At 72.1% G+C, this 13,303-nt stretch carries 9 protein-coding genes; 7 read left to right on the top strand and 2 right to left on the bottom strand.

Features of this window, described 5'->3' with window-relative positions; all coding sequences use genetic code 11:
• The first annotated feature begins 77 nt into the window (after window positions 1–77).
• Window positions 78–671 carry an HAD family acid phosphatase gene (locus AB0D74_RS04335; protein ID WP_362580434.1) on the top strand — a complete coding sequence of 198 codons (594 nt, stop codon included), beginning with the start codon at window positions 78–80 and terminating at the stop codon, window positions 669–671.
• A gap of 260 nt (window positions 672–931) precedes the next feature.
• Here the strand turns inward: AB0D74_RS04335 and AB0D74_RS04340 are convergent, their stop codons facing one another.
• Window positions 932–2,257 (bottom strand): PLP-dependent aminotransferase family protein, encoded by a 1,326-nt coding sequence (locus tag AB0D74_RS04340; RefSeq protein WP_362580437.1) that lies wholly within the window; start codon window positions 2,255–2,257, stop codon window positions 932–934.
• A gap of 182 nt (window positions 2,258–2,439) precedes the next feature.
• Here AB0D74_RS04340 and AB0D74_RS04345 point away from each other — a divergent pair, with 182 nt between their 5' ends.
• From AB0D74_RS04345 to AB0D74_RS04355, 3 genes are all read left to right on the top strand, one after another.
• On the top strand, window positions 2,440–3,165 hold the full coding sequence (locus AB0D74_RS04345; RefSeq protein WP_362580439.1) for an alpha/beta hydrolase: 726 nt from the start codon (window positions 2,440–2,442) through the stop codon (window positions 3,163–3,165).
• Between the two features lie 109 nt (window positions 3,166–3,274).
• Entirely contained in the window at window positions 3,275–3,400 is a 126-nt protein-coding gene (locus tag AB0D74_RS04350; RefSeq protein WP_362580441.1) for a hypothetical protein, read from the top strand.
• A 10-nt stretch (window positions 3,401–3,410) separates the two neighbouring features.
• Entirely contained in the window at window positions 3,411–5,366 is a 1,956-nt protein-coding gene (locus AB0D74_RS04355) for an FUSC family protein (protein ID WP_362580443.1), read from the top strand.
• A 74-nt stretch (window positions 5,367–5,440) separates the two neighbouring features.
• On the opposite strand, the gene AB0D74_RS04360 is transcribed toward AB0D74_RS04355, so the two are convergent.
• A complete protein-coding gene (locus tag AB0D74_RS04360) occupies window positions 5,441–7,498 on the bottom strand; it encodes a PhoX family protein (protein ID WP_362580445.1) in 2,058 nt (685 codons plus the stop codon).
• A 254-nt stretch (window positions 7,499–7,752) separates the two neighbouring features.
• Between AB0D74_RS04360 and AB0D74_RS04365 the strand changes: the two genes are divergently transcribed.
• The 3 genes from AB0D74_RS04365 to AB0D74_RS04375 all read left to right on the top strand — a co-directional run bounded on the left by AB0D74_RS04365 (window position 7,753) and on the right by AB0D74_RS04375 (window position 13,060).
• A complete protein-coding gene (locus tag AB0D74_RS04365; protein ID WP_362580447.1) occupies window positions 7,753–9,561 on the top strand; it encodes a VWA domain-containing protein in 1,809 nt (602 codons plus the stop codon).
• Between the two features lie 142 nt (window positions 9,562–9,703).
• Window positions 9,704–11,428 (top strand): methionine--tRNA ligase, encoded by a 1,725-nt coding sequence (gene metG / locus AB0D74_RS04370; RefSeq protein WP_362580449.1) that lies wholly within the window; start codon window positions 9,704–9,706, stop codon window positions 11,426–11,428.
• Window positions 11,429–11,569: 141 nt separating this feature from the next.
• Window positions 11,570–13,060, top strand: a complete 1,491-nt coding sequence (locus AB0D74_RS04375) for a polysaccharide pyruvyl transferase family protein (RefSeq protein WP_362580451.1) — start codon at window positions 11,570–11,572, stop codon at window positions 13,058–13,060.
• Window positions 13,061–13,303 lie beyond the last annotated feature (243 nt).

Raw genomic sequence — 13,303 nt, forward strand, 5'->3', positions numbered from 1 at the left:
CGGCCGACCACCGTGGCGCAACGACGGCCACCGGTACGGAACACCGGCGGCCGACGTGAGCTGAGGAGCCCCCACCGATGAACCGTCCCGCCGCGCGCCGAGCCGCCGTCGTCCTCACGGCCGGCCTCGCCCTGTCGTTCGCCGCCGCGCTGCCCGCCCAGGCCGCCGACTCGACCGTCACCGAGGCCCAGTGGCTGTCCGACGTCGCCGCCGTCACCGGACCCGCGCAGACCTACATCGACAACCGCGCCGCCGCCAACACCTCCGGTGCCAAGCAGGCGATCGTCCTCGACATCGACAACACCTCGCTGGAGACCTACTTCGAGGGCGGCATCACCATCCCCGCCACCCCGCCGGTGCTCGCCCTCGCCCAGGACGCGCACGCCAAGGGCATCAGCGTGTTCTTCGTCAGCGCCCGCAGCGATCTCTACAACGTGGTGACCAAGGCGAACCTGAAGTCGGTCGGCTACACGGTCGACGGCCTCTACGCGCGCACGGTCGCCCAGCTGCTGACCGAGTCCGTCGCCGACTTCAAGACCTCGCAGCGCAAGGCGATCGAGGCGAACGGCTACGACATCATCGCCAACATCGGCAACAACACGACGGACCTGACCGGCGGTTACGCCGACACCACCTACAAGCTGCCGGACTACGACGGCCTGCTGGACTGACCCGGCGCGGCGGGGCCGCATCGGGGCCGCGCAAAGGCCGCCTCCGGGCCACCCTGGGGTGCGCACCGGAGGCCGCCGCCACGGCCGCCTCCGGGACCGCCTCGGGGGCGTCGTCGCGGGGGCCGCCGCCACGGCCACGCCCGGAACCGTCTCCGGACCGCGTCGGGAGCCCCCTGACCGCCTCCGATGCACACCCGGAATTACCTCCGGGCTGCCTCCGGGCTGCCTCCAGACCGTCTGCGGGCCGTCTGCGGGCTGCCTCAGGGACGCTGCGTCGCCAGTGCGGCCAGCGTCCGCAGTGCGCCTGCCAGTTCCGGCTCCGCCGCCGACGCCAGTCCGAGCCGTACCGCGTCCGGGGTCCGCTTGGGGTCGACGCGGAAGGCGGTACCGGGGGTGACGGCGATCCCGCGGGCCGCCGCAGCCGCCGTGAAACCGTCCGCCCGCCACGGCTCGGGCAGCTCCCACCAGGCGAAGTACCCGTACGGGTCGGCCCGTACGGCGAACCCGGCCAGTGCCTCGCGGACGAGCCGCTGCCGCCGTGCGGCCTGCTCCCGCCTGGCCGCCACGAGCCGTGCCACCGTCCCGTCCCCGATCCACCGCACCGCCGCCTCCAGCGCGAACGCCCCCGCGCTCCACCCGCCGGACCGCACGGCCGCCGCCACCGCGTCCACCCGGTCCTCCGGAACGACGGCGAACCCGGCGGTGAGACCGGGCGCGACCCGCTTGGAGAGTCCGTCGACGAGATGGACGAGCCGTGGCGCGAGGGCGGCGAGCGGCGGCTCGGGACCGTCGTGCAGAAACGACCAGATCCGGTCCTCGACGACCGGGAGCCCCACGTCGGACACGGCGCGCGCCAGTCGGATGCGGCGCTCGGCCGGGACGGTCACCGAGGTCGGATTGTGCAGGGTCGGCTGGAGGTAGAGCGCGGACAGCGGCGCGGACCGGTGCACGGCGAGCACGGACTCGACGACCGGCCCGTCCTCGTCCGCCCGCACCGGGACGAGCGTGACACCGAGCCGGCCGGCGATCTCCTTGACCAGCGGATACGTCAGCGGCTCCACCCCGACCCGGCCGCCCGGCCGCACCAGGGAGCCGAGGGTGGCGGCGATCGCCTGCCGGGCGTTGCCCGTGAAGAGGATGCGGCCGGGGTCGGGCCGCCAGTCGCCGGTGGCGAGCAGCGCGGCGGCGGCCTCCCGGGCGTGCGGGGTGCCGTCGGCGGCGGCAGGCCGCAGGGCGACGGTGAGCGCGTCGGGCCGCAGCAGCGGCGCGAGGGCCGGGGCCAGCAGCTCCGACTGCCCTGGTACGGAGGGGTAGTTGAGCTCCAGATTGATGCGGGCGGCACCGTCCTCGACCAGCGCCCGCCCCTGCGGCACGGCCTGCGCGGCCCGCACGAAGGTCCCGCGGCCGACCTCGCCCACCACCAGCCCGCGCCGCACGAGTTCGGCGTACACCCGCCCCGCGGTCGACGCGGCGATCCCGTGCCGGCGCGCGAACGCCCGCTGCGGCGGCAGCCGTTGCCCGGCCCGCAGCCGTCCCCGCGCGATGTCCAGCGCGATCCGGTCGGCGATCCCCCGGAAGTCGTCCACGCGGGCCCCCTCTCCCATGACATCCCCCATTGCACCGAGGGCAAAGATTTTATTGCACCGAGGAGTTACCGGTCCCTAGGGTCGTCCGCGTGCCCCCCTTCCTCGCATACGACGACAATGACCGGCAAACACCACACAACCCGCACACCCCGCGCCCCCGCCCTCCGCTCCCTCTCCTCCTCGTGCACGGCCACCCCTTCGACCGCACGATGTGGCACCCCCAGGTGGCGGAGTTCGCCCCGGGCCGCCGGGTCCTCGCCCCCGACCTGCGCGGCTACGGCGCCTCCCCGGTCACCCCCGGCAGCACCCCGCTCGCCCGCTTCGCAGCGGACCTCGAGGAACTCCTCGACGCGCTGGACATACGGACCTGCGTGGTCGCCGGCCTGTCGATGGGCGGCCAGATCGCGATGGAGTGCTACGACCGCCTCGGCCCCGAACGCGTCCGCGGCCTGGTCCTGGCCGACACCTTCCCCGACCCCGAGACCCCGCAGGGCAGACGCGCCCGCAACGCCATGGCCGACCGGCTGCTGAGCGAAGGCATGCGCGGCTACGCCGACGAGGTCCTGGAGAAGATGGTCGCCCCGGACGCCCACCCCGACGTGAAGGCCCACGTCCACCGCATGATGACGGCCACCCGCCCCGAGGGCGCCGCGGCAGCCCTGCGGGGCCGCGCCGAACGCCCCGACTACCGCCCGCTGCTGGCCGGCGCGACGGTCCCCGCCCTGATCGTGGTCGGCGCGGACGACGCGTACACCCCCGTCTCCGACGCCGAGTCGATGCACGCCCTCCTCCCCGACTCCACGCTCCGGATCATCGACGGGGCCTCCCACCTGCCCAACCTGGAGCGGCCGGAGGAGTTCAACCGCGCGCTGGGGGAGTTCCTGGCACGCCTCGACGAAGAATCGTGACCCGAAAGCCGACCAGCACCCACCCCAGCCCGTCCGAAACCCGCCCCCGAAAGCCGGACAGCACCCACCCCAGCCCGTCCGGCGTTTGAGGACGAGGCCGTTCAGGCCGATGCGGGGGTCCGGGGGCGGCAGCCCCCGAAGCGGTGCCCGCAACCTCACCGACGCCGACGACGACACCGACACCGCCCACCCGGCCCCCGTCGTGGACATCCCGCTCCACCGGCACAAGCCCTGATAATGGGCGCATGTCCCGCGAGTTCCCCATCGGCCTCACCCCTCCCGACTGGCTGGTAAGGAACCTCCGGCCCCAGCAGGCCGCCCCCCTCAACTGGGCCGCCCTCGCCCGCGCCGCGCTCGCCATGAGCCTCCCGCTCGCCGTCGGGCTCGCGGCCGGACAGCCCGCGTACGGGGCGCTCGCCTCGATGGGCGCGCTGTCCGGGGTGATCGGCGACACCGCCGACGCCTACCGGATGCGGATCCTCAACATCGCGGTGCCGCAGCTCTTCGGCGCCGTCGGCGTCACCGTCGGCTCGCTGGCCTACGGCCAGGGCTGGCTCACGGTCGCCGTGATCACCGGCATCGCGCTGCTCTCCGGGATGATCTCGACGATCGGCGCGGTCTCCTCCGTCTCCGGCCTGCTGCTCCTGCTCAACTCCGTGATCGGCGCCGGCCTGCCGCTGCCCGGCGCCTGGTGGCTCACCCCGGTGCTGATGACCGGCGGCGGCCTGCTCGTGCTGCTCCTCGCCCTGCTGGCCTGGCCGCTGCGCTCGGGCGTACCGGAACGCGCGGCGGTCGCCGCCGCCTACCGCACCGTCGCCGACCTGCTGGCCTGCAGCGAAGGCGACGACGGCGAGGCGTACGACCGGGCCCGGCACACCGTCACCCAGTCGCTGAACGAGGCGTACGACCTGATCCTGGCCCGGCGCGCCCGGTACCGCGGCCGTAGCAGCGAACTCACCCGCATGCTCGCCCAGTTGAACGCGATCACCCCGGTGGTGGAGGCGGCCCCCGCCGTCCGGCTCGCCCGGAGCGCCGGAAAGCCGCTGCCGCCCGAGGTCCCGGCGGCGGTCCTGCACATCGCCGACGCGATCGAGACCGGCTACACCGGCCCGATAGGGCTGGACCTGCCTGCACCCGGCAACGAGACCGGCCGGGCCGTCGACCACGCCCTGCGGCACGTCGCCGAGGTCGCCACCCGCCCCGACGTCGACCCCCGCGGCATCGACGACCGCCTGGGCCGCCCCGCCGCCCTCGGCATCCGCACCGCACGGGCCGCCCGCAACGTCGTGCTCTCCGCCAACTCCTGGCGCTACGGCATCCGCCTCGCCCTGTGCATCGGCATCGCCCAGGCCCTGGTCTCCCTGGTCCCGGTCCCGCGCTCCTACTGGGTCGCCCTCACCATCACCTTCGTCCTCAAGCCCGACTTCGGCTCGGTCTTCTCCCGGGCGCTGCTGCGCGCGCTCGGCACGGTGGCGGGGCTGGTGGTGGCGGCGACGGTCCTCACCGTCGTACCGCGCGGCTGGTGGGACGTACCGGTGATGATGGTCCTGGCGCCCCTGGTCCCGGCCCTGACCCCCCGGGGCTACGGCTTCCAGACCGCCGCCATCACCCCGGTCATCCTGCTCCTCTCCGACAACCTGAACCACCAGGGCACGGCCCTGCTGCTGCCCCGCCTGCTCGACTCCCTGATGGGCTGCGCGATCGCGCTGGTCGCCGGGTACCTGCTGTGGCCGGAGAGCTGGCGCACCCGGGTCGGCGACCGGCTGGCCGACGCGGTGGCGGACACGGCGGCCTATGTCGAGCTGGCCTTCCGGCCGGGCGCGGAGCCTGCTGCCCGCGCCCGGCTGCGCCGCCGCCTCTACCGGGACCTGTCCGTGGTCCGTACCGAGTTCCAGCGCGCCCTGACCGAGCCGCCGCCCACCGGCCGCCGGGCGGCGGCCTGGTGGCCCCTGGTCGTCGCGGTGGAACGCATCGTCGACGCGACGACGGCGGCCCGGGTCCGGGTACGGCACGGAGCGCCGCCCCCGGACCGGGCCGAGGTCGATCAGGTGACCCTGCAACTGCGCGAGCTGGCGGAGGGCGTCCGCAGCTCGGAGACCCTGGTCGCGGTCCGCACCGACCTCACGGGCCCGCCGGACAGCGTCCTGGAACCACTGCGCCAGGAGGTGGCGGCGGCAAGAGCCATCGCCTCCCCCCACTGATCACTTTCCCTGATCACTTGGCCTGATCACTTAGCCTGATCACTTCCACCGGCCAGTTCCACCGGTCACTGCCGTCACACGCCGATGTCGCACCCGTCCTTGCGCCACACGGCGACGACGGCGGGCCGCACGATCCTGCCGGGTCCGTCGGGCCAGGTGCTCGCGGGGTTCTCCACGCTCGCGCCCGTGATCTCACCGGGGTGCTGCACGGCCACCAGCACCCGCCGGTCCTGCACCAGCGGACCGCAGGTCTCGGCGCCGGTCGGCACGGTCAGGAACTGCTTCAGCTCACCGCGCCTGGACCCCGTGGTCGCCACGCCGAACAGGCCGTCGTGCGAGCCGAGCTGGTTGCCGTCGGTGGAGATCCACAGGTTGCCGTGCGGGTCGAAGGCGACGTTGTCCGGGCAGGAGATCGGGCTGACGTCGTCCTTGGGGAAGCCGGCGAAGTAGGTCGCGGGGTCCTCCGGGTCACCGGCGACGAGGAAGAGCGTCCAGGCGAACCCGGTGCTGTCGGCGCGGTTCCAGCGCTCGGTCAGCTCCAGGATGTGCCCGTGCTTGTTGGCGTTGCGGGGGTTGGCCTCGTCGGCGGCGGCGTTCGCGCCGACCCCCCGGTTGGTGTTGTTGGTGAGGGCGACGTACACCTTGCCGGTGCGCGGGCTGGGCTCGATGTCCTCGGGCCGGTCCATCTTCGTCGCGCCGACCTTGTCACCGGCGAGCCGCGTGAAGACGTACACCTCCTCGGCGCTCATCCCCTCGACGTGCGAGACGGCACCGCCCGCGGTCGCCGTGGCCAGCGGAATCCACTCCCCGCTCCCGTCGAACTCCCCGTCCGCGGGCAGCTTCCCGGTCCCGTCGATCTCGATGGCGGGCGAGTCCCCGGTGAGCCGGGCGACGTACAGCGTCCCCTCGTCGAGCAGGGTGGCGTTGTGCTCCCGCACGCCCCGCCCGTTGCCCCGCTTCATCTTCTTGCTGCCGACGAACTTGTAGAAGTAGTCGAACCGTTCGTCGTCACCGGAGTACACGACGGGCCGCCCGTCGTCGGTCATGCGCACGGTCGCGCCCTCGTGCTTGAACCGGCCGAGCGCGGTCCGCTTGCGCGGCGTGGACTCCGGGTCGTACGGGTCCAGCTCCACCACGTACCCGAACCGGTGCGACTCGTTCGGCTCCTGGGCCACGTCGAACCGCTTGTCGAAGCGTTCCCACTTCCGCTCGGTGGCCCCGGTCCCGAGCCCGTACCGCTTGTCCGTGGCCCGCGTGCCGTTCGCGAAGTACTGGTTGAAGTTCTCCTCGCCGTGCAGGGTCGTCCCCCACGGGGTGGTCCCGCCGGAGCAGTTGTTGAGCGTCCCGAGGACCTTGCGACCGCTCGGGTCGGCGGAGGTCCGGAGCAGACCGCTGCCCGCGGCCGGCCCGGTGAGCCGGAACTCGGTGGTGGCGGTGACCCGCCGGTTGAGCGCGTGCCGTGCCACGGCGGTCAGCGCCCCGGTCCTCCGGTCCTCCTCCACGACCACCACCCCGAGCCCGTGCGCGGCCCAGGCCACCTCGACCTGGTTCCGGGTCGGGTTGGCGGCGTCGTACCCGCGGAACATCAGCACTTCGTCGGTGTACTCGTGGTTGGCGACGAGGATCTGCCGACGCGGCTCGCCGGGCAGCGGCAGCAGCGCGAGGAAGTCGTTGTTGTACCCGAACTGCCCCGCCTGGGAGGCCGCCGTCTGGTTCTCGGGGTCGAACCTGGGCGCCCCGCGCAGGATGGGCTCGCCCCACCGCACGACGACGTTCTGCCCGTAGCCGTCCGGAACGGTGACGGTGTCGGCGGTGTTGGGAGCGACGGACCCGAACCGGAGCCCCCGGGCCCCGGCAACGGGTTTGGAAGCACCGCCGCCGGTCGCGGCGGCGGCGGACGCCGCACCCACACCGCCCACACCGCCCACCGCGACGGCCACGACCGCCGCGGCCCGGACCACGCTCCGACGGCTCACGGCGTCGGCGATGACGTCGCCGACGTAGGCGTTGGAGCTGGTGTTGGGCACCTCGTGGAAGCAGGCGTCACCGCACCGGAACCGGCAGGTGAGGGCGGACCGCCCGCCCGGATGCGAGTGGGCGGGTGTTCCTACGATCGGCAGCAGCTTGCGCACTTTACTCTCCCCTTGCGAACTCTTGGTGTGAGCGTGACGGTAGGGGCGTGGTTGTGCACGCGAACAGCCGCCGAATGAACGGGAGATGAACTGACCTATGCCGACAGGTACTTGGAAACAGTCTGGGACTCGACCGCCGCACGCCCGACAGGAGTCATCGACCCTCCCCAAGATCGCAACCTGGGGCCGCTAACCTTACGTGTCCGTCCTGGCCAGCGATTGACGGGTATCAACTCACGCGAAGGGTTGCGCACATGGGCATTCTCACTCTCCTGCGGAACGCATTCGGCAGGTCGCGAAAGCCGCGCCCTGCCGAGGCAGAGGGTGCGGACCAGCTCCCTTCGCAGTCGAAGCAGCAGGCACCGAAGCCGGAACCGGAAGCCCCGGCGGCAGTCCCGGAGCCCCGCCCTGCATCGACCGACGAACACGATCTGGTCTCAGCAGCTTTCGACAACGTAACGGTTCCGAAGCAGGCAACCCGCCTGATCGAACCTGAAGTAGAAATCCAGCCGGACCCCAAGCCTGCGGCCGAAGCCAAGCCGACGCCCAAGCCTGCGGCAGAGGCCGAGCCGACAACCGAGCCCGAGCCTGCGGCTGAAGCCAAGCCGACGCCCGAGCCTGCGGCTGAGGCCGAGCCTGCGGCTGAGCCGGAGACCCCGGAGCCGGTGGCCGAGGCCGAGCCGGTCATCAAGGTCGAGGCCGAAGTGACGGTGGAGCCGGTCGAGCCGGCGTCGGAAGCCGAGGTTCAGGTCGAGGCTGAGGCTGAGCCCGAAGCGGCAGCCGAGCCAGAGCCGACGACGGCAGCCCCCGAGGAGACGGCTTCTGAGCCGACGGCCACGGCCGAGGCAGAGCCGACGGCGGAGCCGGAGACCGAGCCGACGGCGGCGACCGAGCCCGCGTCCGTGACCGAGCCGGAGGCGGAGCCCGAGCCCGCGACCGAGCCGGAGCCGGTGACCGAGCCGGAGCCGGAGCCGGTGACCGAGCCCGCGTCCGCGACCGAGCCGGAGGCGGCGTCGGAGCCCGCGTCTGTCACCGAGCCGGAGGCGGAGCCCGATTCCGAGCCGGAGCCGGTGGCCGAGGCGGAGCCCGCAGCCGAAGCGGCAGCCGTGCCGGAACCGGTAGCCGAAGCGGCAGTCGAACCGGAGCCCGCAGCCGAAGCCGCTGCCGAACCGGAACTCGCAGCCGAGGCGGCTGCCGAACCGGAGGCCGAAGCCGCCGCAACGCCCGAGCCCGAGCCCGAGCCCGAGTCCGAGCCGGCAGCCGAACCCACCCCGGAACCTGCCGCAGCCACCGCAGCCGCCGCAGCCACCCCTGTCGCCGCAGCCGCCGACGGCGAATCCGCCCCGCAGGGGCCACCCGCACCCGACGACGAAACTGTCACGGGTGGTGCGGGTGGGAACACGGAGGCCGAAGGCGAAGCCGAGGCCACGGCGCCCGGAGACGCCGCGTCCGCCGCCCTCGCGAAGGCCGACCTCACCGGCACCCACGCCGCCACCTACCTCGTCCTCGACCGCTCCGCGAGCATGCGCCCGTACTACAAGGACGGCTCCGCCGCGGCCCTCGCCGACCAGACCCTCGCCCTCGCCACCCGCCTCACCCCGGCCGGCGAGACCCCCACCGTCCACGTCGTCTTCTTCTCGACCGAGGTCGACGGCACCACCGACCTCACCCCCGCCTCCCCCGAGAACGCGATCGACGAGGCGCACGCCGGCCTCGGCCGCATGGGCCGTACCAGCTACCACGCCGCCGTCGAAGCCGTACTCGCGCACTACGACGAGAACGCCGGCGCCAAGGCCCCCGGCACCCCCGCCCTGGTCGTCTTCCAGACGGACGGCGCCCCGGACGCGAAGACCCCGGCCACCCAGTCCCTCACGGACGCGGCGAAGTCCCACCCCACCCTCTTCTTCTCGTTCGTCGCGTTCGGCGAGCACGAGAACAAGGCCTTCGACTACCTCCGCAAGCTGAAGACCGGCAACGCGGCCTTCTTCCACGCGGGCCCGACCCCCCTGGAGCTCACGGACGCCGAGCTCTACGACGGCCTCCTGATCGACTGGCGCCCGTAAGCCCCACCGGCACACCCCCACCGCCCCACCCCATGCCGCCCGCTTCTCACCCAATAAAACGGGAAGCGGGCGGCATACACATGTCGGCTACGATTTCAAGGTTCGCAATAGCAGCAACAGACCGACCTGGGAGCAGCCCCCGATGGCTCGACACCTCATCACCAGCGCCCTTCCGTACATCAACGGGATCAAGCACCTGGGCAACATGGTGGGGTCCATGCTCCCGGCGGACGTGTACTCCCGGTACCTCCGCCAGCGCGGCCACGAGGTCCTCTACATCTGCGCGACGGACGAGCACGGCACCCCCGCCGAGCTCGCGGCGAAGGAGCAGGGCATCCCCGTAGCGGACTTCTGCGCCCAGGCGCACGACGCGCAGAAGGCGGTCTACGACGGCTTCGCGCTCGCGTTCGACTACTTCGGCCGGAGCTCCTCCGCCGAGAACCGCGAGATCACCCAGCACTTCGCCCGCCGCCTGAACGAGAACGGCTTCATCGAGGAGCGGGCGATCCGCCAGGTGTACAGCCCGGTGGACGGCCGTTTCCTCCCGGACCGCTACGTCGAGGGCACCTGCCCGCACTGCGGCTACGACAAGGCCCGCGGCGACCAGTGCGAGAACTGCACCCGCGTCCTGGACCCGACCGACCTGATCAACCCGCGCTCGGCGATCTCCGGCTCCACGGACCTGGAGATCCGCGAGACCAAGCACCTCTTCCTGCTCCAGTCCAAGCTGGAGAACGAGGTCCGCGAGTGGGTCTCGAAGCACGACAAGGACTGGCCGCAGCTGGCCTCCTCCATCGCCCACAAGTGGCTGACCGAGGGCCTGCACGACCGCGCGATCACCCGCGACCTGGACTGGGGCGTGCCCGTCCCGGCCGACACCTGGCCGGAGCTGGCGGCCGAGGGCAAGGTCTTCTACGTCTGGTTCGACGCCCCGATCGAGTACATCGGCGCGACGAAGGAGTGGGCGGACGCGGCGCCCGACGGGGAGACCCGCGACTGGAAGTCGTGGTGGTACGACGTCGACACCGACGTCCGCTACACGGAGTTCATGGCGAAGGACAACGTCCCCTTCCACACGGTGATGTTCCCGGCCACCGAACTCGGCGTCCGCGAGCCGTGGAAGAAGGTCGACTTCGTCAAGGCCTTCAACTGGCTGACGTACTACGGCGGCAAGTTCTCCACCTCGCAGAAGCGCGGCGTCTTCACCGACCAGGCCCTCGACATCCTCCCCGCCGACTACTGGCGCTACTTCCTCATCGCCAACGCCCCGGAGTCGGACGACTCGTCCTTCACCTGGGAGCACTTCACGGCGACGGTGAACAAGGACCTGGCCGACACCCTGGGCAACTTCGTCAACCGCGTCCTGTCCTTCTCCAGGAAGCGCTTCGGCGACGACGTCCCGGCCGGCGGCACCCCCGGCGAGGCGGAGGCGAAGCTCGGCACGGAGATCGCCGCGCTCCTCGCCGAGTACGAGTCCCACATGGAGTCCCTCCAGTTCCGCAAGGCCGCCGCGGCCCTGCGCGCCCTGTGGTCGGCCGGCAACTCCTACCTGGAGGAGAAGGCCCCCTGGCTGGAGATCAAGACGGACAAGGACGGCGCGGCGCTCACCCTCCGCACGGCGATGAACCTGATCCACCTCTACTCGGTGGTCTCGGAGCCCTTCATCCCGGCGACGGCGAAGACGATGCGCGAGGCGTTCGCCCTCGCCGAGGACACCGCGACCTGGGTCACCGCCGACGAGGCGAAGGCGCTGACCGCCGTCCCGGCCGGCACCCCCTTCACCGTGCCCCCGGTCCTGTTCGCGAAGCTCACGGACGAGGACCTGGAGACGTACAAGACCCGCTTCGGCGGCGAGACCACCGCGTAGAGGCACCCCCCGAAGGGCCGGCCGGAGGAGACCCCCTCCGGCCGGCCCTTCGGCGTATGTGAGCCATCTCCCAGGTAAGAGACCGACCAGTCTCTTACTTCTCCTTCACTCTGCGTTTACCTCCGGGATAAGGTGCCGTTCGTGAAACGAATCCTGATCCGCTCCGGGAAGAGCCCGTTCCGTGTCGCCACTCCGGCGGAGTTCATCCACCAGGACCTGATCGGGACCAACACCGGGAACCTGATCTTCAGCGACTCGGCGCACAAGATGCTGACCGCCCCGGACACCGAGGTGACGTCCAACGGCATCCGCACCGACCCCTCGGCCGCCCGCGCCGCGGAGATCAACGAGCGGTACGACGTGTTCGTCGTACCGCTCGCCAACGCCTTCCGCCCGACCTTCCAGGCCTCCCTGGACCGGCTGACGAAGCTGATCGAGCAGCTCACCATCCCGGTCGTGGTGTTCGGCGTCGGCGCCCAGGCCCCCGCGGACTACGACACCGCGTGGCTGAACCCGATGGCCGACTCGGTCCGCCGCTTCGCCCGCGCGGTCCTGGACCGCTCCGCCTCCATCGGCGTACGCGGCGAGCTGACCTCGGACTACCTCAGGAGCCTCGGCTTCCACGACGTCGACATCATCGGCTGCCCGTCGATGTTCCTGTACGGCGACACCTTCCCGGAGATCCGGGCCACGGAGCTGACCGCCGACTCCCGCATCGCCCTGAACCTGTCCCCGGACGCGATACCCGTCGGCGACATATCGGGCATCGCCCGGCACGCCTGGGAGCGGTACCCCCACCTCACCTACTACGCGCAGAACACCGTCGACGCGGAGCTGCTGCTGTGGGGCGACACCTCCCCGGAGTCCGGCCACACCGACCCCTTCCCGCTCCAGCTCAGCCACGCCCTGCTCCAGGAGAACAAGGTCCGCATGCCGCTGGACCCGGCCACCTGGATCGACGAGCTGCGCGGCTACGACTTCGCGTACGGCACCCGGATCCACGGCAACGTCGCCGCCCTGCTGGCCGGCACCCCGAGCGTCGTCCTCACCCACGACTCGCGCACCCTCGAACTGTGCCGCTACTTCGACATCCCGCACCGCCCGATCACCGAGCTGGACGCCGGCACCGACCCGCGTGACCTGTACGAGGACGCCGACTTCTCCGCCATGGTCAAGGGACACGGCGAGCGCTTCGAGCGCATCATCGCCTTCCTCGACCGCAACGACCTGGAGAACACCTACACCCACGGCGACGGCGGCGCCGCCTTCGACGCCCGGCTGGCCGGCCTCGGCCTGCCGGCGTCGATGCCCGTCTGGGACGGCGGCGACGACGGCCAGCTGCGCTACCGGTTCAGCCGGCTCCGCGAACGGATCACCGCGGCGGACGCGAAGGCCGACCGGCACGCCAAGGAGAACAGGGAGCTGCGCACCCGGCTGACCACCGCCGAGAAGCGCGCCGCCGAGACCACCCGCCAGCTCGAAGCCCTCCGCAAGGAGCTGAAGGCCACCACCCAGCACCTGTCCGCGATGGAGCGCCGCGTCACCGGCATCGACAAACGCCTCCTGGTCCGCCTCGGCCCGGCCCTGCGCCGCCGCGTCCGCCGCTCGAAGCCCCCGACCCCGCAGAACTGAGCCCCGACGGATCCTCAGCTCACCAGCCCCACCGCTCCGGCGGCCTTGGCCAGCCCGAGCGGTGTCCACCAGGCCCGCGCCACCCGGTAGTGGGTCAGCGCCTTGACGATCCACTCGGCCCGCTCAGCACCACGGCGACGACGTCATGGGCGATACGCATGAGAGGCTCCCCTCACCACAAGGTGTCGGACACCTCTCCGACGCGTACGCCGCGGTGTGACAGAGGCAGCAAAGATCGCGCCG

Origin of the sequence: Streptomyces sp. NPDC048278, assembly GCF_040652195.1 — a bacterium.
In the GTDB taxonomy this organism is placed as follows: domain Bacteria; phylum Actinomycetota; class Actinomycetes; order Streptomycetales; family Streptomycetaceae; genus Streptomyces.